This window comes from Legionella sainthelensi, from assembly GCF_900637685.1.
Classification (GTDB): domain Bacteria; phylum Pseudomonadota; class Gammaproteobacteria; order Legionellales; family Legionellaceae; genus Legionella; species Legionella sainthelensi.
On sequence record NZ_LR134388.1, the window covers coordinates 1,299,992 to 1,323,762 of the forward strand.

Sequence of the window (23,771 nt, forward strand, 5' to 3'; positions counted from 1 at the left end):
TTAAATTTAGTTAAAACTAAGTAACTATTATGCGAGGTGGGATCATGGGAATCTCCAGCGAAGAAATTAAAAAAGATTTGGAAAAACTAATTTCATCTAAATTTACATTACCACCCAAACAGTTTGCTCAAGAGGAATTAGCAGTGAAGCAAACCATGCAAAAATTACTGCATGTATTAGCACAACCAGCTGAGCAACACCATATGTTATCCAGGATATCAGTCGAATCAATTGAAAATATGACTCGACGTGGCCAACTTACAGTAATAGCAAAAAACTTGGATGATAATTTTTTAAGATCTGTTGCGAATATGATGAAAAATACAAAAATTGAATTTAAACAAGATCGTGAAAAAATTCGGATATCTGAATTGTATGCAGGCTGTAAGAACACGCTTATGAAAGCTAAAGGGAGCGAACCTACTTTTGGAGACGTATTATTAAGAATGTACACGGAAGACACTCCTTTTTTTAAAAAAATAAACGCCATTGTTGGGGGATATAATGATCCTAAAACAACGACAGATGACGAAAGAAAAATGGCCTTTTTATTAAACGTCGCAATACATAAGGCGGGTTTGGATAAACGTAAACTTGAAGTACAACAAACACCAGATGAACTACTTCGAGGACAAAGTTTTGGATTAGATAATGCTCTGAAAAAATTTGAAAAGGTAAAGGAGCTACAAGCTCAAGATAAACTGGCTACTCTTTCACCAGAGGAACTCGTAGAAATTAATATTGTGGATATTGCAGCTAAAAAAATTCTTAGCACTACTACCAATATAGATGTCACAGCCAAATTTGCCAAAAGTAATGGAGTAATTTTGCATATTAAAAATCCAGAAAGGCTAGCAGATTATTATAACGTGGCAAATATATCAAGGTTTGAGAAGGAGGAAGAATTTATCTCAAGGATTCCTGATGATATTGCTATGGTTCCAATTTCTATCACCAAGGACGCTAAGGGTATGAACCATATTGAAGTAGTATGTATCCACTCCGAAAATGTACTTCTCCATAACTCAACGCGCTTGAATGATATACGTAACTCTTTAATAAATTATATTAAAAATGAAATTGAAAAGAACGATGAAACTCCTCCATCTCGTCATTTGAATGCAATTAAAAAACTCAGAGACAAACATAATTTTAATCGAAATCAATTGGACTCAATGGAAAAATTGATAACAATTATTAATGACTCTGAAAAAACTGCTATGTTTGATAGTGAGAAACAAAATGAGTTTCTAGAAAAAGCGTTTCTTACCCTTCAAGAACTTTATAAAACGCAGTTAAATAGAGCACATCCAAAACCTTATCAAAAAGAAAGAATTGATGCGATCAATATCATGTTACATGATTATGCCGCTGTAGTTGCGGATTTAAAGGTCGTCCATGAAAACCGTAATCCAATAGAAATTATCGCTCAAGAGAAAGAGAGACTTGAAGCAAATATAGATGGGAAGCGTCGATGGATGGCATCAATTACTCCGGAAGATCAATCGATTATTGCCCCCATAAAAAAAGATTTGGATAAGCTGATTAACCCAGCATCATCTCCAGCCGATATTAGGGCGGCAGCAAATAATATACTGGGCTTTATCACCCCAGAAATTGAAAATAAATTCCCCACGTTACAAGAAAATATGAAGGATGTGATAGGATCATTGAATAAAATTGAACAATTTGAGGACAAAAAATCTTCTCAGGAAAAAACGCCTCCCTCTGTAAATTTTAAATTAGAATTGCAAAAATCAAAAGAGCAATCCTACGTCAATGAAATTGTGGAAGAGGATGTTTCTAGGACAAATGTAATGGCAAATTTTTAATAGGGAGATAGTTGCTAAATTAAAATCTGGATGAGGAAAAATATCGGTTTTACTTTTGTCACTTCTTCTGATGAAACTACTTTTGTTTTTATCAGGAGTACAATTATATAAGCTGGCCGGGAGCTAGACAACTTTTTGCGACATATATGAACCATCCTCGACTCCCCCATGTCGCTTTTCCACAGATAGTTTGTCTGTGTATTTTGTCAAATTGGCATAATATTTTCTTAACAATTGTAGTTTACAATTTGCACACATTTTCTTTAAATGAGTTTATTATGAATGACAATGAATTAGATAGCGATTTAGAAGACTTACCAACGTCGTCACCAACTTTAAGAAGACAAAATTCAATAACGAGTGCTGATGATATAAATCAGCGATTTTTTGATACAGAAACCCACGAAATAGTTTTTGGGAATCCAGATCTGAGTCATTCATCCAACAAAAATTTAATAAAACTACAGTTGTGGCAATCAGGACGATGTAATCCAAATCGATTTTTCTATTCAAGAAAAGATGAGTATGATGATGTTGCTGGCATGAATGCAATAGTAGCCTGTAACGCATAACAATAGAAGTAAGTATACAAAAGTGCTGCATTAAGATTTCCTGGGGTATGGAGGAGCGCATGCTTGCTGGGATGTGAGTGTTCACGACAGTTCCTTCGCAGTCAATTTACAGGAATAGGTTGCAAACCTCTGTAAGCGGGATTGACCAAAAGTGAATGTTGTGACCGTTACAGAAAAGGCATAATTATATGCCAGTTATAGAGCAATAAGAGGAGCAACCCTAAATCACCGTTCCCAATTAATATAATATGAGTTTGATTTGTATATTGTATAAAACGATTGGTTGGCCCTCTATTGCTCGAAAGTAAACGCCTCCTCTAGGCAAACTTAATTCGATAAGTTTGCGCTATTATGCGAACGACTCCTATTTTTTAAATAGGGCTTTTCCTGCATAGGGTAATGCTGCAACTTCATTAATACGTAAGAGTTGATTGTATTTGGCAATACGGTCGGTACGACAAAGTGATCCTGTTTTAATTTGACCACAACCTGTGGCTACTGCCAAATCGGCAATAAAGGTGTCTTCTGTTTCTCCAGAGCGGTGTGACATGACACAACGATATCCATTTTGATGTGCTAATTGGATCGTTTGTCGGGTTTCACTTAGAGTTCCTATCTGATTTACTTTAATAAGAATTGCGTTGGCTACTTTTTGTGTGATGCCTACTTGGAGAATTTTAGGGTTAGTTACAAACACATCATCACCTACTAATTGAATTCTATCGCCTAATTGCTGGGTTAAATGCTTCCATCCCATCCAATCTTTTTCATCCAAGCCGTCCTCAATACTCACTATGGGATAATTTGCAACAAGATTTGCATAATAATCAATGAGTTGCACTGAGGTAAATTTTTGATTTTCTGAAGCCATATGATACATTTCTTGCTTATAAAGTTCAGAAGCCGCGACATCTAGAGCAAGTACTATCTCATCTCCTAATTTAAAGCCAGCCTTGTTAACTGCCTCACACAGCAGATCGAGGGCTTGGCGATTGGAGCGAATATTAGGTGCAAAACCGCCTTCATCACCTACAGCAGTATTTAAGCCTTGTTTCTTTAGTACATCTTTTAACCCATGAAAAATTTCAGCTCCCATCTGTAATGCGATAGGGAAATCAGGAGCTCCCACAGGCATAATCATAAATTCTTGAATATCGACGTTGTTATCGGCATGAGCTCCTCCGTTTAAAATATTCATCATTGGAACTGGCATGCACATTTTTTCCCCTTGATTTAGGGCCGCATACAAGGGTAAGTTGTGTGTGTTGGCTCGAGCTCTTGCGGCAGCAAGTGATACTGCAAGAATGGCATTCGCACCTAAACGAGATTTATTTTCTGTGCCGTCTAATTGACATAATCGATTATCTAAGGCTTCTTGATCTTCAATAGAACAAAGATGTAAGGCTTGATTGATCTCATGATTTACATGTGCAACAGCTTGCTGTACGCCTTTACCATTATAACGTTTCAAATCTTTATCTCGAAGTTCACACGCTTCACGGCTTCCGGTTGAGGCCCCAGATGGAACGCTCGCTCTTCCTTGAGTACCATTTTTTAAAATAACATCTGCCTCAACAGTAGGATTACCACGAGAATCTAAAATTTCACGTGCTTGAATTTTGGTTATTTGCATGTTGTATCCTATTTGTGATTAAAGTTTTTAGTATTGTTTTAGGTAAAGCGTACTGCTCCGAGTTGTATTAAAATTCTGACAAGAGGGCGCAAAGGTAATCCTAAGATGGTATCCTCACTGCCTTGCACCTCTTTAAATAACCATTTACCTTGAGTTTCATAGTGATAAGCACCGCAACTATGATAAGGCTTTTCACTTTGCAGATAGGCTTCAATTGTTTGCGCGCTTAAATGGTGCAAGGTTAAATAGGCTATTTCATGATGTTGCCAAAGTATTTCATTATTTTTGGCAATACAAAGACACGCGATTTGTTGATGCGTTTTTCCACTTAATAAACTTAAATGTTCTATTGCAGTTTGGTGGTTTAAGGGTTTATTGAGAATTAATTTTCCAAATACGCACAGTTGATCTGCTGCAATAATAAAATCTTCTGGATGAGATTGACTCACTTCCAACGCCTTGCAGGCTGCCAAAGTGTACCCTAAATTAAGTGTATTTTCCGAATCAAAGGTCGCTTTGATCGCTTCTTCATCACAATGGGCGGGGATTACAGAGAATTCAATACCGAGTGATTGCAGCAGTTGTAGGCGAATGGATGAGGCTGAAGCGAGAGTAATTGATTCTTGTTGTAAGAACTTAGACATAAATAGCTACCAAAGCCATGAGTGAAAAACCGATAATCACAAAACTAAAATCTTTAAGATTGCAACAACGTTCCACCATAACACAGCGCTCTAGGCCATGTAATGTCCCTAAATAAAGAAATGTACCCGCAGATGAGGCAATTAAAATTGGGTCAAATATGGAGTTAGTCTCTACTCCTTGGCCAAAATACCAACCTAGATAAATGCCTAGCGGAGTCATAAAGCTAAATAGAAGAAAAAAGACGAGACTCGTATTCATACTCATTGAACTTTTATTCAATTGCACTGCGATTGCAAAGCTTTCTGCCCACTTATGGGTAATAATCGCAAGAAAAATCATAATGATCATTGAATTATGGTGGGATATCCCTAGGGCAGCTCCAAGCATAACCGAGTGTATGGAGAGCATTGCCCAAGCTAAAATTGCGAATGCCGGATGTGTCGCGCTATTATGATGATATAGCTCTTTGCCCAGGTGTTCAAACCATAAAAAAATAAGAAATACAGTACCGGTGATGATAAACGCAAAAGGATAGTTGTATCCCATTTTCATGAATAAAGCATTTGCGTCGGGGAGCATATGTAATAATCCAGCTCCTAAAAATACTCCTGTAGCTAATGTTTCCCCTATAGGAAAATCAATATGCTTATCATCTTTAATTCGTTTTCTAAAGGGATACCAGCCTGCCATTAAAATAACTATAAAAATGGAAAAGGCAAAAAATATTTTTAAACTGGTAGCTGATACCATTACTTATCCTATTTCTATATCTAAGAAAAGAAATACAACCTGAACACAAAGTAAAATCAGTATTCATTAATCTTTACAGCATTCAGGCTACCTCAAGCCAAACACAATAGTTTAGTTGTGATGCATGATTTCTTGCAAGCTAAATAAACGAACTTCTACAACATCAGTTTGTAATTTTAATGTTTGTAGTGCTCTTTTATGTAACTCCTGCCATTGCGTAAAGTGTTTTTCACACACCATATCTATCTCAAGCTTTCCGTCTAAATAGTGCAAATTCCAGAATAGTATTTGGGGAAAGTCCCGGTGAATTTCATGAAGTAACTGTTCATATAATACTCTTCTGCTGGGTAGATGTAACGAAGGACAAAAGCGTTCATCATCTTCTGGATCAACGTGCACTATTACATCTTTAACACTTTCAATCTGCTCTGTTAATGCATGATGTACATGTTGGGCAATATAATGTCCTTCTGAGACTGATATTTTAGGCGATACTAAAATATGTACGTCAATTAATACGTTTTCACCCATAGATCGGCTACGTAATTGATGTATTTTTTCAACCCCATCTACCTTTTGGATTACTTGCTCAATCTGTGCTAATAACTCTGCGCTGACGGCTGTGTCCACCAATTCTTTAACACTATTCCAAGCATAATCACCCCCCATTTTTATAATCATAAAACCTACAATTATCGCTGCTATGGCATCTAGAGAACTAAAGCCCCATAAACTGCCAATTAATCCTACCAAAACAACAAGAGAAGATGCGGCATCAGAACGATGATGCCAGGCATTAGCAGTAATTAACTTGGAGTTGATACGTTTTCCAATGTATAAAGTGTAATGAAATAAAAACTCATTACTCATAATCGAAAAACAAATCACGGGCAGTGATAACCAATCAGGTTTGATGTGATCCGATTTGAGCAGGTCATATAATGAATCCCAAGCGATACCAACACCTGCCAAAATAAGTAAAAGAGCTAATAATAAAGTTGCGGCTGTTTCGATACGTTGATGTCCATAAGGATGGCTCGCATCTGCATCAAGACTCCCATATTTAGAAGCGAATAAAACCATCGCATCAGTAATGAGATCAGAAAAAGAATGAACTCCATCAGCTACTAATGCATGGGAGTGGAAGAAATATCCACCAACGAGTTTAAGAATGCCAAGAAGGGCATTTGCAATTGCCCCTAAAAGAGTTACTCTTTTTGCTTGCTGGTATCTGTCAAGTTGAATCATTTTAATTTTAACTAATTTGAGTATGATGTAAAAATAAGTTAATTTCTTGTGTCAAACTGTTTTTATTTGGAACTGAGCTCATATCGACTTGTTTTTTCATGATTCAAATCGAAAAAAAATTAATCGAACTGTATTTTAATTGCATATTAATGGTCATTTTTATCGATATTTAAACACGGTTAGAAATTTTTTTGTATCTCTTGACTACAAGTTTCGAAAGAGGTCAATTTTTAAAGACACGTTGATAAGTTCTAAAGCAGATATCGGGGAAGCAGATTTCACAAGATATTAAACGTTCTGCACACAGAGTTATCCACAGATTTTGTGGGTAACTAATTTTTGAAAACATAAAGCAAATGATTTATGTCCTTATAAAATAAGAACTTTTGAATTAAAAGTTAATTTGATTTTTGCGCAAGCTGTTTCATGTAAAAAAAGTTATCCACAGGACATGTGAATAAATAGGAGAAATATGCCTGAGTATATTAACAAAGAAAAAAATAAAAAACAGTCTTGACTGATGTATTTTTAAAAATATTTTATCCTTGCAGAAATTGTTCAAAATTCCCTAACCAACGTTGCGTGATATCACGAGCGATTTCTGGAGTATGGCGTATTAGTTTTTGAGCTTGAGAAGGCAACAGAGGCAACAAAGAATGATCTCGTTGGATGTCTGCGATTTTAAATTGTCGATAACCCGTTTGTTTTGTTCCTAAAACTTCTCCAGCCCCTCTTAATTCCAAATCTTTCTCTGCAATAATAAAGCCATCATTAGTTGCGCGCATGATTTTTAAACGCTCAGTGCTTTGCTGTGATAAAGGAGATTGATAAAGTAAGAGACAATGAGATTGAGTACTTCCTCTGCCTACACGGCCACGTAATTGATGGAGTTGTGACAAACCTAAACGCTCTGCATTTTCTATAATCATTAAACTTGCATTGGGGACATCAACCCCGACTTCAATAACGGTGGTGGCTACCAGCAAATTGATTTCACCATTTTTAAATGCAGCCATAGTTGCTTCTTTTTCTAATGGTTTCATACGCCCATGGATTAGGCCAATTCGAGCGGTAGGCAGTTGCTCTTGTAAGGTATGTGCTGTTTCTGTTGCTGCCATGCATTGCAATTTTTCGGATTCTTCAATAAGGGTGCATACCCAGTAGATTTGTCGGCCACTAGAGAGGGCAACGAGTAATCGTTCAATCACTGTTTCTCGTTTATTTTGGTTTAATACAGCAGTTGTAATTGGGATACGCCCAGGAGGTAATTCATCGATAACGGAAACATCTAGATGCGCCAAATAACTCATGGAAAGTGTTCTTGGAATAGGCGTGGCAGTCATCAGTAGCTGATGAGGAACTCGTTGTTCGTGCTGTCCTTTTTGCTGTAAAAGTAATCGTTGTTCCACACCAAATCGATGTTGTTCATCAATAATGACTAAACCCAGGTGTGAAAAATGAACTGCCTCTTGAAATAATGCATGGGTACCAATAATAAGCTGGCAGCTGTTGTCCGCAAGAGCGCTCAATGCATGACGTCTTTCGCTTGCTTTCATTTTCCCAGTTAATCTTAATATTTTAATGCCCAAAGGCTCAAGCCAACGGATAAAATTGCTGGCATGTTGTTCACTTAATAAATCTGTAGGCGCCATAAAAGCAACTTGTTGACCATTGGCTATAGCCTGTAATGCTGCAAGCGCCGCAATAATCGTTTTTCCTGCTCCCACATCACCTTGTACCAAACGCAGCATGGGCTTGGTCTGCATTAAATCCAGGTTGATTTCTTCGGCTACCCTTTGTTGTGCTTGAGTCAGAGTAAAAGGAAGGGCATTTAGAAATCTATTGTTTAAGTGATTATCTCGAGCTAATGGAGTTGCATGTAAAGTACTACGTGATGCTCTGGCAAATTGCATGCTTAATCGTTGCGCTAATAATTCATCAAAAGCTAATCGTTTCAAAGCTGGATGCTCTCCTGTTTCAAGAGCGTGCAGGGAGATATCAGGAGGTGGGTTGTGCAGTAATTTAATCGCTTCGCCAAGATGATAAAAATTATTTGCTTGTAATTCCGCATCACTCATCCACTCTAATTGTTGTAACTCAGGTTCACAGCTTTTTAACGCGACCAGAACCAATTGCCTTAACCGAGTTTGGCTTAAGCCTTGGGTACTTGGATAAATGGGGGTTAATGTTTCATGAACTCGACATTGAGTTTCATCTTCTAGTAATTGATATTCAGGATGAGTCATAATCCATGTGTTGTTGAATTCACGTACCTCGCCAAAAGCATGGATCATTACGCTGTTATTTAAATTTTTAATTTGATTTTTGTTAAAATGAAAAAATTGGAGCCTTATTACACCTGTTTTGTCTTGGACATAGCAATGCAACAGAGCACGCTTACCTGGTTTAATCTCAGTTTTGCTTACTTCTCCAGCAATAACACACCAGGTATTAGGTTGTACATCTTGAATGGGAGTGATGCGAGTTCTATCTTGATAGCGATAAGGCAAGTGAAAAAGCAGATCACGTACGGTATGGATTCCGCATTTAGCCAATTTTTCTGCAAGTGTAGGGCCTATACCCGTTAATGATTCACAAGAATTTGATAACACATGATTATGAATGTTAAAAGTTATATTTAAGTGTACCGCATAGTTTATAAGCTAACAATTTGAAGTTTTTTAGATTTAACGTGTATTTACGTGAACTATATTAAAACCTTTTCATAGAGTACAAAAAAGCGCATAATAGCATCATTTTTTTGATGGAAAATTAGGTACCATGAAACATACGTTAGAGCAGCTTTTAAAACACGCGTTAATTTCATTACAAAAATCAGGAGAAATCCCCGACAATTTGGATGTTGAAATTAAGGTTGATCGTGCAAAAGACTCAGCTCATGGAGATTATGCCAGTAATTTGGCTTTAATTTTGGCTAAGCCTTGCCGCCAATCTCCACGTAAATTAGCGGAACTTTTAGTAAAAACAATTCATGTTGATCCTGTTATAGAAAAGATAGAAATCGCTGGAGCAGGATTTATTAATTTTTTTATACACAGTAATTCTCGCTCACAAATTATCGCTGAAGCATTAGAAAAGGGGAGTCGTTTCGGTTGCAGTACTATCGGCAAAAATCAAAAAGTATTGGTCGAGTTTGTTTCTGCCAATCCTACAGGACCGTTACATGTGGGGCATGGCAGAGGAGCAGCTTTTGGGGCTACATTAGGAAATGTGCTCAAAGCAGCAGGCTATGATGTTACTGTAGAATATTATGTCAATGATGCTGGACGGCAAATGAATATCCTTGCTGCCAGTGTGTGGTTACGCTATCTCGAGCTTTCCGGTGAACCTGTAGTGATTCCAGCCAATGCTTATAAAGGGGATTATGTTTCAGAAATAGCACAAGAACTTTGGCTAAAGCATAATAGAGAATATGTCCACCCCTGGGCTACAGTTATCGAGGGCTTACCTCTTGATGAACCACATGGTGGCGATAAAGAAATTTATATTGATGCTTTAGTAGAGCGGATGAAAATGCTTTTGGGCATGCCTATTTTTTCATTATTTCATCAACATGCTCTAAATACGGTTTTAGAAGATATCCAAGATGATCTTGCTGAATTTGGGGTGAAATATGATAACTGGTTTTCGGAGCAGTCATTATTTGAAGACGGTTCCATTCAAAAAGGCATTCAAGCACTAAAAGACGGTGGCCATACTTTTGAAAAGGAAGGAGCACTTTGGTTTAAGGCTACTGATTTTGGTGATGAAAAAGACCGTGTTTTGATTCGTGCTAATGGACATACTACCTATTTTGCTTCAGATGTAGCGTATCATTGGAATAAATATGATAGAGGGTATGATCGCGTCATTGATATTTTTGGTGCGGATCATCATGGCTATATCACCCGTTTACGTGCGGTTGTTACAGCTTTAGGACATGATGAAAGCACGCTTGATGTGCTCTTAGTTCAATTTGCTATTTTGTATCGTGGTGTTGAGCGAGTACAAATGTCTACGCGAAGTGGATCTTTTGTAACTTTAAGGGAATTACGTCAAGAAGTAGGTAATGATGCCGCTCGCTTTTTTTATGTGGCACGTAAATCGGAACAACATATGGATTTTGATTTAGATTTGGCTAAATCAGAATCTAATGATAATCCTGTTTATTATATTCAATATGCACATGCAAGAATATGTTCTGTATTAAGGCAATTGAAGGAAAGAGGGTTATTTTGGGATAAAGCAGTGGGACTAAAGCATCTTGACTTATTAGAGCAAGAGCATGAAACTCATTTGATTTCGTTAATAAGTCGTTATCCTGAAGTTGTGGAATTAGCCGCTGAGCATTGCGAACCTCACCAGGTAGCTTACTATTTGCGGGAAGTAGCCAATGGATTGCATAGCTATTATAATGCCGTTCCACTTCTGTGTGAGCAAGAACAATTACGATGTGCTCGTCTTTGTTTGCTCGAAGCAGTGCGTCAGGTAATATACAATGGGTTAGATTTATTGGGCGTATCCGCTCCTGAGAGTATGTGATGGCAAGAGAATATAATAATAAACGTTCTTCAAGATCGCGCAGTGGTGCATCGCACCATTTTTTATTGATTACGGTTATTTTTTTATTAGGCTATATGGCTGCTTCTTTTTTTGATTTTGAAACAATAATGCATTGGGTAAATACTCAAGTATTGGCGCATCATGACGCAAAAAAAGAATCAGCTAAACCTGAGGCACCACAACAGGCAGTGATTCCGCCTAAACCCAAGTTTGAGTTTTATACATTACTTGCTAATGAAAAAACACCGGCATCACAAGCTAACAATGCAACAACAGCAGCTCAATCGACTGCCGCTGCAAGTAGCAATGTGACAACCGTTCAACCTGCTTCCGTTGCTAATGCAAATCCAGCAACTAATGTGGTTACTGCATCGTCGCCAACTACGGTTCCTGTTACAAATGCGGTTACAGCAGCATCCACTACAGCTACATCGTCGCAAGTAAAATCGAACATAACTCAACAACCCCCAGCTCCTGCAAGAGCTATTGCAACCAAAACTGCTCCTGTTTCTGCAGGGGGAAATTATTTAGTGCAAGTTGCTTCATTCAAAGCGCGTCAAGATGCAGAGCACATGAAAGGCACATTGATTCTCAAAGGGTTTAGTGTCTATATCATCCCAGTGAGTCACCCTACTAAAGGTAATTGGTTTCGAGTAGTAGTTGGCCCATATTCTAATCGGGGACTTGCGCAACAAGCCCAGATCAATTTAGCCCGAAATGAACGTCTGAATGGGATGATTACTACTGGTGGATGATTAAGGCAAAGCTCAATTGGACACATTATTGCGGCTTTAGGCATACAGTCAGTAGTAGTGCCACACTGTGATTAAGGAACTTTTAGTTGTTCTCACGATAGCCGCGACTCACTCATGTTGATCGCGACTTAATCCTCTTATAGAAATGGATTTCTGCTTTTGCGAAAATGTCGTAGCCCTTAAGCCAATGGTAGTGGAACAATTGCTGCGATCATGATGAATTTCAAATTCCTTACTTGTTTTAGGTTTACCTTTTAAATCGATTGATTCCTTCCAAGAGTTTAAGATGGAGCATTTGCTCAAAATCTGGTGCCAATTGCTGCAGCTTTTCTTTATTTCTCGCAACAAAAAGGAAGCGTTATGAAACAAGTATGAGGCAGATACTTTAAATCAAAGGCGCGTGTACACGTTCGCATTATTTCTACTTAAAGTCGGATTAATTGCCGATTTTTATTTTCAGTATCAATCAATCTGTTTTAACCATAAAATTAATATTTTGTTAAGCTATTTATTGTACAATATTCAGTCAATCGAGATCACCAACTATTCAATTAATGGATGCTTCTATGTCTAAAAACCCAGCTACAAGTAAAGCGTATAATGCAATATTTCAGGATCATAACAAGAATCATAGAAAGATTCGTCGCAGACAGAACGTTGATGCATATGACGAAGGAATTTCTTGTCACATATTTGCAATTGCTAGTCCAACCTCAGATGAAAAATCAGGCGAATTGAATAATAAATTCATTGAGATTAACGATGAAATTTCGAACGAATATTTGATTCCTAAGCTTCAACATGATCTGGCTGAGCAGGAGAAAAAGGAAAGTAACGAAAATTACATAATGAAAAAATATCCTGAGCAAACAAATGAAGAGATCATCCAAAAGCGCAAGAAAGCCATGAATGAAATTCAAAAACTGAGTCAGTTACAAGAAATTGTATTGCCTGTGGAGAACATGTATTTATGTGGCGGATTTAAATCAGGGCAGACTTCTCCTGAGCATATGTGGATTGAGGATCACACAAACGGAAACTCCTACGATACTTTCGTTGATCGAGGTGGAATTGCTGTCGTGAAGGGGGTTGGTAAAGTGGGAGAATCATTTAAGCCTGGATGTGAAGGATCTGCATTCGAAAAAGACAATATTTATCGAATAAAAAAAGATGGGTATACATGGGGGCAACTTATTGCTATAGCGGCTGGTGGTGAGGGTAAAGATCCCTTTCCTGACGCAATAAAAAACACACTGCAAGTTTTAGCTGCTATAAATACGGTTGAACTCGTGAATGAAGCATTGGAAAAAATTCCTGAGCCAATCCTGACACAAGAAGAACAAAATGTGTTAAAGAAAGTTGTGAATGAACAAAAAAGAAAGAACAATATAAACGACATAAATGACGTTACAAATAATCTGATTGAAACAGAAAAGAAACATTATCAGAGCGCGATCAACAAAATGGAAATAGTAGGAAGAGAGCGTAGAAAGGTTGCCAGAGAAATTGTAGGTCGCGGGTATAACCCTTATTCGGTACTCGTTAAAATATATGAAAATATTAAACCCGAACGAATAAGCCAAGCCTTAACTATGAAGGAAGCAACCCAGTGCAAACAAGAATTACTAGATGAATTAAGAAAGCTTGAACTTCATAAAGAATCTTTACCTAAAGAAGAGCATGTCAATTTTCAAAATATGATTGATGAGAAAAAGAAGCAAATTAATGCAAAATTTTCAGATAAAGAAAAAATTGGTGAAATAGTCAATAAAATAAAAATCGCCGCTGATAACTATTTAAACTGGTCTAGCCAAAACGCTACGGGCTGGTTTCGAACAAATTATCAATATGGTCAATATGGAAGGGAACAAGCAGGAAAATTAATAAAGATGATTAAAGAAGACAAGCCTATACTCGAAATATTAAAAGAAACTCATGATGTAGTTAATAACTCGGGCGTTAATGCGAATTCATTTAGCCGGTATTTGCATAACGCACTCAATGAAAATAAACCTTCTCTTATAGGTCAAACTAAGCTTTCTCAAGAAAGCGTAAATTATAAACAAATGTTGCTGGTGCAGTTGAAAGAGGTAGAGTCAACTGAAATGAAAATGGAAAACACAAATATAGTGAGAATTTAAACAAAAGTAGAGAGTGTTCAGTTCATTTAACTGTGTCACCTCATTGCTTATCTGCTTATCTAAGCTCCAATGTTAGCTTGTCTTCAAAATAGACTTGTAAGTGGGAGACGATAAGAACTCAATTGTGCATGGGCTGATTCCATTTTTCCAGTACTTTCTGGGAAGCACAATAACTAAGCTTAATAAGGGCGTTTTCGCTGGTGAATGCGCCTTTATTTATTTTTAGTTTAGTGTATTTGCGAATTTGCCGATGAAAACCTTCAACAATATTGATTGTGTAAATTGTAAATGATGCGTCTGAGCTCTTCTGCATATTTAAAGTACGGTGATAGAGCCTCCCAGTTATTATTCCACGATTTCATTACGGCGGGGTATTTTTTACCCCATTTCAAGCAAATGAAGCTCCGCCAAGTCTTTACTTGAGGCCTTATAAACAAGTTTTAAATCAGCTATAAACGCTTTCTGGTCTTTGCTGACCACATATTTCAATAAGTTACGAATTTGATGAACAAAACAAAGTTGCACTTCAGTATTAGGAAATACTTCCGTAATGGCATCGGGAAATCCCTTAAGCCCATCGATGTTTGCATTAAGAAGATCATCTACACCGCGAGCCTTAAGGTCATTTAATACACCAAGCCAGAAACGAGCTCCTTCTGCCTCAGATAAATAGAGTCCTAAAATATCTTTTTTACCTTCTGAATTAACGGCGAGAACTGTGTAAAAGGCTCTACTTATGACCTTACCGTCAACACGTACTTTAAAGTGCATGGCATCAAGAAATACGATTGGATATACCGATTCTAAGGAGCGATTACGCCATTCGGTAATCAGGCTGATTTTAGCGCTGGAGATTTCTAATCCATACATCTCTGATAAATGCTCGCTTATCGCCTCGTAGCTCATACCTATTGCGTAGAGTGCTAAAACTTTATTATCCAGTGACTCGTTAAGTAGCATTTGGCGTTTTTTTATTATCTCAGGTTCAAAACTGCCATCCCTATCTCGAAGGGTTTCTAAATCAAAAAGCGCCAGTAGTCGATTTGATTGTTTTAGTCGTTTTACCATTACGACGGTTGGTTATACCTGTCTCATAACAGTCTGTCATATGAGAATCCATTTCTCCTTCTAATGCCGACTCTAATAACTCTTTAATTAACGACGTAAGGATTCCGTCTTTGTCGGTGAGCGATTGCCCTGATTTTAACTGCGCAAAGGTTTCTGATTTGAACTCATTGAAATCAAAATTCGATAAATCGATTGTCTTCTTACTCATGTGCACCTCTTCTAAGTGTTAAGTTGTAGTGGGTTGAAAGAGATGACACAGTTATTTAAATGCTACCGTTTGGATCGGGTTATGCAAGAGTTCTATTATACTTTCGTTAGTTTTATTAACGACGCACAATCACCTGAATATTTTCCGCATTTTTTATGGCATGTGGTTTGCTTACGCCTATTGTAAGGTGCGTTATTTTAAATTGCTCTTGAATTAGGGTGGCCACTTCATTGGCAACTGTTTCAATTAATTGAAATGATTTTGATTCTACGTGCAGGGTAACCCGTTCACAAAGGGCTTCATAATCTATTGTTTTAGTTAAATCTTCTCCGCAAGCACTGAAATCAGTATCAATGTTGATATCAATTAGTAAGTGCTGATTGATACGTTGTTCCCATTCATACACGCCTATTTTTGTACTGACCTTGAGGGCTTTTATGTTTAAGGTATCCATTTTTTTCTTAAGATAATTTTTTTGTATTTTATCTAAATTAATAGCTCTCTGTATAGTATTGCTTTGATATAACTAGGGATTGATTAACAAAGAGAATAACCACAAAAGGCATTTCCATACCTTTTGTGGTTACGAGCCCCTTGCTTAATACAGTGCTGGGACTAATTCATCGGTTTCAGGAAGGGGGTCGTTTTTATTTTTTGGGGTAGTGGGATCGGTAAAAAGATTCACTGCTTTATCATATCCAAGAATAGGTACAGCAAGCGTCAGCATTAATGATACGCCAAGAACCATTTTGCTTAATAAAACAGGGGCGGCAACAGTGCCAGCCATCACTCGAAATGAGCTATGAACGTTTTCATTTACTGCAACACGCCATAGATATGAAGCCATAACTGTTATTAAACTCAAATCAAGTAAGCCGAAAGCGAATAATCCTTTGTATTCAGCATCAAATTGTTTCCCCATAATGGCATGATAAGCACCCTCATAACGCGCTCCTAAGCTTGAAGATGGTGAAAATAACAAACCTAGATGACGGTATCGATTTTCGCTGATAAATTGAGTTATCTTTTTAACAGTAAATTTATTAATCTCCTGTTCTTGTATCATTTGTGATTGAATATGTTTTTCGTCTGCATTCAGATAAAGTCTAGCAATGCTTTTCTTATCTTCTTCAGCCTCTTGTTTCGGAAAATTGTAATGAACTGCGTTGGCAATTAAGCGCCCCATAATTGCAGAACCTTGCTCATTGGGTTCAATTTGATGTGAATGTTTTCCACCTAAAGGATTTAAGGAAGATGTTACATCAACAAAGACAATTTCTTTTCCTTTAGTTATCGCGTAGGCTAGAATTTCTCGATAAAGCTCATTCATGGTTTCTTCAATTACTGGGAATGGTCCTTGACTCTTTCCTTCTGACCGTGCGAGATGAGAAAAACCAGTATAAATAAAATAAGGAGTAAATTCGGTAATTGAAGGATAATATTGAGATAATAATACAATACGACTGAGTTGAGGATTTTGTTCCACTAATTGGTCGATAATCATTTTATAATCAAGTAGTATTTTTTCTTTTACTTTCTGAAAAGCTGAATTAATGATTGGTTTCGCTGATTCCGGAGTTATTCGTAAAAGAAGCTTGGGATAATTTATTTGGTTTATTAACGTATTAGCCAGGGCTTCACGGTAATTATTGCCAGCAACACTCAATACGGCAATATCTGGTTTCCATTCAGTTACTGCTTCAAGTTGATGAACCCTGGAATCAGTGTGATCTTTATCAGTTGGGAGAACCTTATCTAATCGGCAGTATCGCATTAGATCAGTGGTAGTGGCTCCATCCACAGCAAAATTACCAATATAATAAGAACCTGATTGGGCATTGTTTGCAAGTGCTAAAGCAGTTTGATGCGTTACAGTATGTGATTTTTCGGCATAGGGTATCTTTTTATCTACCCAGTAACCATTATCTACAGTTGAGTCTCCCATTAAAGCGACTTTTTGCGATGCCTCTTGAGAATTTCCAATTACTTTTTTTAATCTTCCTGTATTCCTAGGGTAACCTTCACCAATAGACAGCGATGAATTTTGAACTAATCCCATAATGAATCTCCATGATAGATACGAGATTGAGCATTGTGTTACTATTTTTGTCGATAGTCAATTATGATCCATTTCATAATTTGGAGTAGATCAGAAGAAGTATGTTACTATTACGTCATTTTTAGGATATTGAGGCAAATAATGTACGATCTAAATCAATCTTTGTTTCTACGTGCTTTAAGACGCCTTCCGGTTGAACGAACACCTGTATGGATGATGCGTCAAGCGGGTCGTTATTTACCTGAGTATCGGCAGACAAGGGCTCAAGCGGGTGATTTTTTAAGTTTGTGTAAAAATCCGGAGCTTGCCTGTGAAGTAACCCTCCAACCTTTACGTCGTTATTCTTTAGATGCTGCTATTTTGTTTTCTGATATATTGACTATTCCTGATGCCATGGGATTGGGTTTGTATTTTGCGGAAGGAGAGGGGCCTTGTTTTGAACGACCTATTCAGGAGATACAAGCAATTACTAATCTTCAAGTTCCTGAATTAGATTCTTTAGCTTATGTGATGAATGCGGTACGTTTAATTCGTAAAGAAATGCCAAAAGAGTTGCCTTTGATCGGTTTTGCTGGTAGTCCTTGGACTTTAGCGTGTTATATGGTTGAAGGCAAAAGCAGTAGGGATTTTAAACGTATTTTGCATTTAATCTATACCAACAGCGAAGCAGCACATCTGTTATTAAACAAATTAGCGCTATCAGTAGCAGACTATCTTTGTGAGCAAATTAACGCAGGTGTTAATGCAGTGATGCTTTTTGATACTTGGGGAGGGATCTTAACCCCAGAAAATTATCAAAATTTCTCTTTGCATTACATGCAGCAAATTGTGCAGCAAATAAAAAATCATACTCCTGATGTCCCGGTGATTCTATTTACTAAGGGTGGGGGACAGTGGTTGGAAAAAATGTTGGTTACTGGGTGTGATGCTTTAGGTGTCGATTGGACTTGCGACTTGAGTGAAGCACGGCGAAGAGTTGGTGGTAAAGTAGCGCTACAAGGAAATTTAGATCCCTCGGTATTGCTCACTTCAAAGCAATGTATTCATGAGCAAGTCAAAAAAGTGTTGGCTTCTTTCGGACATGGGAGCGGGCATGTGTTTAATCTTGGGCACGGCATTACTCCAGATGTGCCACCAGAACACGTTGCAGCGATGATTGAGGCGGTTCATGAGTACAGCCCCTATTATCATCGTTGATTAGTTGACTGGAAATAGTGCATCCTATGTGTTGATCAGACTATTCTGCCGAGCTCAAACCAATCACAGGATCATGCATCAATTCAGATTTAGAAAAACAAATTGTTTTCCTGGCTGATCATTTAATTCGTGTGCGAAAGGTCGAAAATTTACGTTCTATCTTTTGTGCATGACGCTTGCCTTCTTCATGTTGTTCATAAGGCAAAGAACGTTGACAAGCTCCCGGCCTGTCAGTGAAATAGTGGGTTATCTTAAATCGCGCAAGCTGTCTCTGTGTAATTACTTATAAGTCTCATCGGTTCTATCACCAAACGTATTAGCAAGTATTTCACTCGTGTAATGATTCGCAGCCGGCCATCATAAGGAACGTTGATTTGATTTATCACATAAAAAAGCCCATAGCTCATTTAACTTCAGGGCACTAGGTAACAGTAAAACAGGTTATTTTCCTAATTTTATTTCAGAAGATAACAATTTTTTCTAATTGACCTCGAGACGAGTGCGGCTTTATAGCAATGAGCGAATTGATACGCCGTGCTGCAATCTGAAAACTGACACCGTTACCTTTATTTAAGTAGCCTGTATTCACGCAGCGATCATACCCTCGTGGTTACTACTACACGCTCTGTTAAATCTGTGTCAGCTTCATTTTCACGACGAATATCGGCAACACCCTCTCTCATTTGTCTTTGTCGTTCCAAGGCATCTTCACTCACCGGCGCTTGTCGATTCGCAGCAAGATCTGTCCCGGTAATCTCTGGAACATCGAATAGCTCTTCCTCGATGAGTACGAAATCCAGTTTCATATGAGGCATAACCAGTTTCTCTAGGGATTCAGCGCCTAAGTTTTTAAGATGAAACTGCACCAAACTGCCTAAAGATGAATCCATTAAACAAGCGGTTTGCTCTTTTAATTTTATATATTGTGACTCACTAATTTCTTTACCGTCGTTAATATCTTTTAAAATACTGGTTAACAGCTCAACAGCAGCTAGTTTGGTTAGTTTGCTGTATCCCACAAGATTTAACATTCCTTTTTCAGGCTGTTGCGCTCGTAATTGACCATAAACTTCCAGAGCAGAGATAAACTCTGAGAGATCAGTAGGAGAAGCACTCCCTTCGCTCATTGTACGCTCAATCTCAGTAAAACCTAAAGTTCGATACTTGATACACTCTTGAATTTGTTGCACGTGGGGCGCGGTTAAATAACTGTCTGAAGTAATATAGCCCGAACCAGGAATTTTGACAGCAATACCTTGAGCCGCCGAGGAAACAACCTCTTTAATTGTTCTGAATGTATAAGAGCCACAATTACCTTCAGTAAGACGATTTTGATGATTATAGGCAATTCGATTAAGCTCACTAACTGTAAGAGAGGAATCAACCTCCTTAGCTGCTTTCTTAATACTTTGATTTAAAATATCATCACAAGTCGATCTGGATTTTGATTTAAAATAAGATGAAAATGATTCGGCATAAGTATCGCGGCCTATGGAATCATATACTGTAGGCGTTAGTTGTTTCTTAATTGGATCATAGTTAAAAGTAAGCAATATTTGATGCTGAACTCCTTTACTTAAATTGGTAGGCATTTCTACACAAGGAATTACAAACGTAGTGGGTTTTGATGTTGTCGCACAAAACGCGGTAATTTCTGCCAGACTTTTTGTAAGCTGGGCATCGAGCCAACCAGCCTCCGATTTGGAGTCAGCATCGTAGTATGCAATATTGCCACCATCCGGCCTAAATAAAAAAATTTGTTGGTCGCTGTTTTTAGCCTGTAAACTGTAAGCATCTTCTAAAGGACTTTTTCCAGATACAATAACATCTTCACCCAGATTAAAAGCTGATTTTTCATCAAAAAATAAACTATATAATTTATGTAAACGAGAGGAGTTCATCCCGTTATTTACTTCCCAATTTGTTTCAGGGCCATAGACAAAGTTCGTCTTATCAACTTCTCTATGAGGTACTGGATCGTCTAGAACAAACCCATCAAACGCGTCAGCTTCCAATTCGTCGCCTATTATTTTATCTCTCATGTTCAATCTCTTATGCAGTCTTATATATATATTTTAATAAGTTATTCTTAAGAAAATGTGACATCTTTCTTAAGGAATGCTGAAGAGAGTAATGCTCTGAAACGGTTGAGGTAGTAATATTCGACATTTTTTGGAGTGTGAATGTGTGACGATATATTGAAGTGAACTGTGTTGAACCCCATAGTGTTAAAGGAGTCAAATACGAAAAATCTCAACCTGGCGAGCAAGGATATCGGTGTCAGTTTTCAGATTATGGCACGGCGTATCAATTCGCTCATTGTTATAACCGCCAGCACTCGTCTCGAGGTCAATTAGAAAAAACTGTTATCTTCTGAAATAAAATTAGGAAGATAACCTGGTTTACTGTTACCTAGTGCCCTGAAGTTAAATGACCTATGGGCTTTTTTATGTGATAAATCAAATCAACGTTCGTTATGATGGCCGGCTGCGAATCATTACACGAGTGAAATACTTGTTGATACGTTTGGTGATAGGACTGATGAGACTTGTAAGTAATTACAGAGACTGCAGCGTAGAAACCCGCCAGTTAAGATCTGAAAAATCTTAAACGTTTTACTTTATTTCAACTAGGCTGCAAGAACTTTATGGTTAGCTTAAGCGGGTAATTGAGGGCTCATTTAAGCCCATACATTTAACTCTTTCTAAATTGTCGACTCAATTGAATTGCCATTTCTATTGATTGTTCGTAGTTTAAACGAGGATCAACTAGGCTATGGTATGCTGTTTTGAGATCGTCTGCGGCTAATCCACGAGCTCCGCCAATACATTCGGTAACATTATCACCAGTAAGCTCAAAATGAACACCGCCTAGGTAACTACCCATACTACGATGAATTTCCCACGCTTGTTTTAATTCCAAAAGAATATTGTCAAAATGGCGGGTTTTAATTCCATCTGAAGTAGTTTCTGTATTTCCATGCATAGGATCACAAGACCATGTTACTGGAATCTGTGTTTTTTTCACTGCATCTATAAGCGGAGGAAGGAGTTTTTCTATATGTTTTACTCCCAAGCGGGTAAATAACAAAAGCCGACCTTCTTCTCGTTGTGGATTAGCTCTATTTAACACTTCCTCTAACCATTCTGGAGTAGCTCCTGGACCAATTTTGATGCCAATAGGATTTTCAACACCGCGCAAAAACTCTAAATGAGCACTATCAATTTGTGCCGTGCGCATGCCTATCCATGGTAAATGAGTTGAAAGGTTATACCATAATCCATCGTCCATTTTTCGTGTCAGAGCTTGTTCATAATGCAAATGCAACGCTTCATGAGAAGTATAAAAATCTACTTTAGATAAATTACTCGATTGTATTCCATCTATGGTATCTAAAAATTCCAAAGCATCAGCTATTGATTTTACTAAGGTTTGATATTCTTCTTTCTGTTTTGAGTGTTCTACAAAACCTAAATCCCATTGTTGAGGATGGTTAAGACTCGCAAATCCACTATCAAGCAAACTACGAATATAATTTAAAGTAACTGCTGAGCAGTTGTAAGCTTGCAATAAGAGTTTGGGATTGGGTTCTCTTGCTTCAGCAGTAAATTCAGGAGAATTGACAAGATCGCCACGATAGCTAGGCAAAGTAATACCATTAATTGTCTCGCAATCAGAGGAACGAGGTTTTGCATACTGCCCAGCAATTCGTCCAACACGGATAATTGGTTTGCGCAAGCCATGTAACAAAATTAAGCTCATCTGTAATATGATTTTTAGTTTATTACTGATAATTTCTGCGCGACAATCGTTAAATGATTCAGCACAATCACCACCTTGAAGAATAAATGCATCACCTCGTCCTGCACGCGCAATTTCTTTTTTTAAATTTTTAATTTCGCTACTTGTTACTAATGGGGGTAATGCGCTTAATTGTTCTACAACTTTATTTAATTTTTTTTCGTCAGCATATGTTGCAGCCTGTAGATATGAATATTGAAGCCAGGATATAGGCGACCACTTTTGCATAAATAAACCTAGATGATTTTTTTAAGTCTAAGTATGGAATAAATGAACATATACTGCAAGCAAACATTTTTTAAGAACTAAGGACTTGAAATTTTGTGATGCTGACCCCATTTGCGTTGTTCGCCTCAGTTAAAGTAGGTTCGTTATACAAATAACGATGTACTGTATGTCGAACTGCTTCTCTTTAGAATTGGCATCCGTATCAATGCGACGCCCAGATTGGCTAGGGAAAAGCGTTACGGGATAACGTGAATGCATCAAGGCCTCGTCTAGGCTTTTGATGTCGAATTACGTTAGTTAGGTCCGTTAAAACCTAACATTAATTTTCGAATACCAAGGATATGATGTATGGGATGATACACTCTATTGACATTAATTCTGGTAAATCAGGAGTATTTGCATGAGTAAGAAAGAAAAAAAAGATTGGCACCAATTTAAAGAAACACATTTAAATGAAGAACAGCAGTCTCAAGATTCAGAAAAAGAGAGTGTTGAGGTGATGGACTCACTTGAGCCTCAAGAAGCATCTTTAGAGCATCCAAGTTATGTTGAATTGAGCGAAAAACTCACTCTTACAGAACAACAAGCTCATGAAAGTTGGGAAAAGGCCGTCCGTGCGCAAGCAGAATTGGATAATTTTCGCCGTAGGGCGGAACGAGAAATCGCTAATGCCCATCGTTATGGCGTTGAGAAATTGATTTCCTCTTTATTGCCTGTAATTGACAGCTTAGAACAAGCTTTGCAACTGGCTATAAAAGCAGAAGATGCATCGATGCGCGAAGGCTTGGAATTGACGCTGAAACTTTTTGTTGATGCATTACAAAAATTTGAAGTACAACAAATTGATCCTATTGGTACTCCATTTGATCCTCAATTACATGAAGCGATGTCGATGCAGGTTGCCCCAGATGCTGAACCAAACACGGTCATAGCTGTATTCCAAAAGGGTTACAAATTAAGCGATCGTGTGATTAGACCAGCGCGCGTTGTTGTATCAAAAAAATAAATTATGAGGTTAGTGGGTTGAAATTTTGCACGTAATACCCATATAAGAATTATTGCATAAAAATT

17 protein-coding genes and 1 pseudogene are annotated in these 23,771 nt (G+C 37.7%); 7 read left to right on the forward strand and 11 right to left on the reverse strand.

Features of this window, described 5'->3' with window-relative positions:
• The first annotated feature begins 155 nt into the window (after nt 1–155).
• Entirely contained in the window at nt 156–1,832 is a 1,677-nt protein-coding gene (locus EL220_RS05850; protein ID WP_128130843.1) for a hypothetical protein, read from the forward strand.
• Nucleotides 1,833–2,110: 278 nt separating this feature from the next.
• Nucleotides 2,111–2,404, forward strand: coding sequence for a hypothetical protein (locus EL220_RS05855; protein WP_027271629.1), 294 nt, complete (start codon nt 2,111–2,113; stop codon nt 2,402–2,404).
• A gap of 364 nt (nt 2,405–2,768) precedes the next feature.
• On the opposite strand, the gene eno is transcribed toward EL220_RS05855, so the two are convergent.
• The 5 genes from eno to recG all read right to left on the reverse strand — a co-directional run bounded on the left by eno (nt 2,769) and on the right by recG (nt 9,292).
• On the reverse strand, nt 2,769–4,037 hold the full coding sequence (gene eno / locus EL220_RS05860) for a phosphopyruvate hydratase (RefSeq protein ID WP_027271628.1): 1,269 nt from the start codon (nt 4,035–4,037) through the stop codon (nt 2,769–2,771).
• A 38-nt stretch (nt 4,038–4,075) separates the two neighbouring features.
• Nucleotides 4,076–4,681, reverse strand: a complete 606-nt coding sequence (locus tag EL220_RS05865) for a Maf family protein (protein ID WP_027271627.1) — start codon at nt 4,679–4,681, stop codon at nt 4,076–4,078.
• On the reverse strand, nt 4,674–5,432 hold the full coding sequence (locus tag EL220_RS05870) for a ZIP family metal transporter (protein WP_027271626.1): 759 nt from the start codon (nt 5,430–5,432) through the stop codon (nt 4,674–4,676). Before EL220_RS05870 ends, EL220_RS05865 begins: the two co-directional genes overlap by 8 nt.
• 111 nt (nt 5,433–5,543) lie before the next feature.
• Entirely contained in the window at nt 5,544–6,680 is a 1,137-nt protein-coding gene (locus tag EL220_RS05875; protein WP_027271625.1) for a cation diffusion facilitator family transporter, read from the reverse strand.
• 539 nt (nt 6,681–7,219) lie between these two features.
• Entirely contained in the window at nt 7,220–9,292 is a 2,073-nt protein-coding gene (recG, locus tag EL220_RS05880; protein ID WP_027271624.1) for an ATP-dependent DNA helicase RecG, read from the reverse strand.
• Between the two features lie 169 nt (nt 9,293–9,461).
• On the opposite strand from recG, the gene argS reads away from it, so the two are divergent.
• The 3 genes from argS to EL220_RS05895 all read left to right on the forward strand — a co-directional run bounded on the left by argS (nt 9,462) and on the right by EL220_RS05895 (nt 14,139).
• The gene (gene argS, locus EL220_RS05885; RefSeq protein WP_027271623.1) at nt 9,462–11,222 is read left to right on the forward strand and encodes an arginine--tRNA ligase; all 1,761 of its coding nucleotides are present in this window, start codon (nt 9,462–9,464) and stop codon (nt 11,220–11,222) included.
• Nucleotides 11,222–11,998, forward strand: a complete 777-nt coding sequence (locus EL220_RS05890; protein ID WP_027271622.1) for an SPOR domain-containing protein — start codon at nt 11,222–11,224, stop codon at nt 11,996–11,998. Before argS ends, EL220_RS05890 begins: the two co-directional genes overlap by 1 nt.
• A 566-nt stretch (nt 11,999–12,564) precedes the next feature.
• Complete coding sequence (locus EL220_RS05895; RefSeq protein WP_027271621.1) at nt 12,565–14,139, forward strand: hypothetical protein; 1,575 nt, start codon at nt 12,565–12,567, stop codon at nt 14,137–14,139.
• A gap of 55 nt (nt 14,140–14,194) precedes the next feature.
• Here the strand turns inward: EL220_RS05895 and EL220_RS05900 are convergent.
• From EL220_RS05900 to EL220_RS05910, 3 genes and pseudogenes are all read right to left on the reverse strand, one after another.
• A pseudogene (locus EL220_RS05900) lies at nt 14,195–15,415 on the reverse strand (IS256 family transposase).
• Between the two features lie 115 nt (nt 15,416–15,530).
• Nucleotides 15,531–15,869 carry a dihydroneopterin aldolase gene (folB, locus tag EL220_RS05905; protein ID WP_027271620.1) on the reverse strand — a complete coding sequence of 113 codons (339 nt, stop codon included), beginning with the start codon at nt 15,867–15,869 and terminating at the stop codon, nt 15,531–15,533.
• A gap of 144 nt (nt 15,870–16,013) precedes the next feature.
• A complete protein-coding gene (locus EL220_RS05910) occupies nt 16,014–17,474 on the reverse strand; it encodes an SGNH/GDSL hydrolase family protein (RefSeq protein ID WP_027271619.1) in 1,461 nt (486 codons plus the stop codon).
• Between the two features lie 141 nt (nt 17,475–17,615).
• Here EL220_RS05910 and hemE point away from each other — a divergent pair, with 141 nt between their 5' ends.
• The gene (gene hemE, locus EL220_RS05915) at nt 17,616–18,671 is read left to right on the forward strand and encodes a uroporphyrinogen decarboxylase (protein WP_027271618.1); all 1,056 of its coding nucleotides are present in this window, start codon (nt 17,616–17,618) and stop codon (nt 18,669–18,671) included.
• Nucleotides 18,672–18,789: 118 nt separating this feature from the next.
• Here the strand turns inward: hemE and EL220_RS19760 are convergent, their stop codons facing one another.
• The 3 genes from EL220_RS19760 to EL220_RS05930 form a co-directional block, all read right to left on the reverse strand.
• Complete coding sequence (locus EL220_RS19760) at nt 18,790–18,876, reverse strand: hypothetical protein (RefSeq protein WP_414973828.1); 87 nt, start codon at nt 18,874–18,876, stop codon at nt 18,790–18,792.
• A gap of 391 nt (nt 18,877–19,267) precedes the next feature.
• Nucleotides 19,268–20,713, reverse strand: coding sequence for a hypothetical protein (locus tag EL220_RS05925; protein WP_035906230.1), 1,446 nt, complete (start codon nt 20,711–20,713; stop codon nt 19,268–19,270).
• 652 nt (nt 20,714–21,365) lie between these two features.
• A complete protein-coding gene (locus tag EL220_RS05930) occupies nt 21,366–22,700 on the reverse strand; it encodes a 3-deoxy-7-phosphoheptulonate synthase class II (RefSeq protein WP_027271616.1) in 1,335 nt (444 codons plus the stop codon).
• A gap of 400 nt (nt 22,701–23,100) precedes the next feature.
• On the opposite strand from EL220_RS05930, the gene grpE reads away from it, so the two are divergent.
• Nucleotides 23,101–23,706 carry a nucleotide exchange factor GrpE gene (gene grpE / locus EL220_RS05935; protein ID WP_027271615.1) on the forward strand — a complete coding sequence of 202 codons (606 nt, stop codon included), beginning with the start codon at nt 23,101–23,103 and terminating at the stop codon, nt 23,704–23,706.
• The last annotated feature ends 65 nt before the right edge of the window (nt 23,707–23,771 follow it).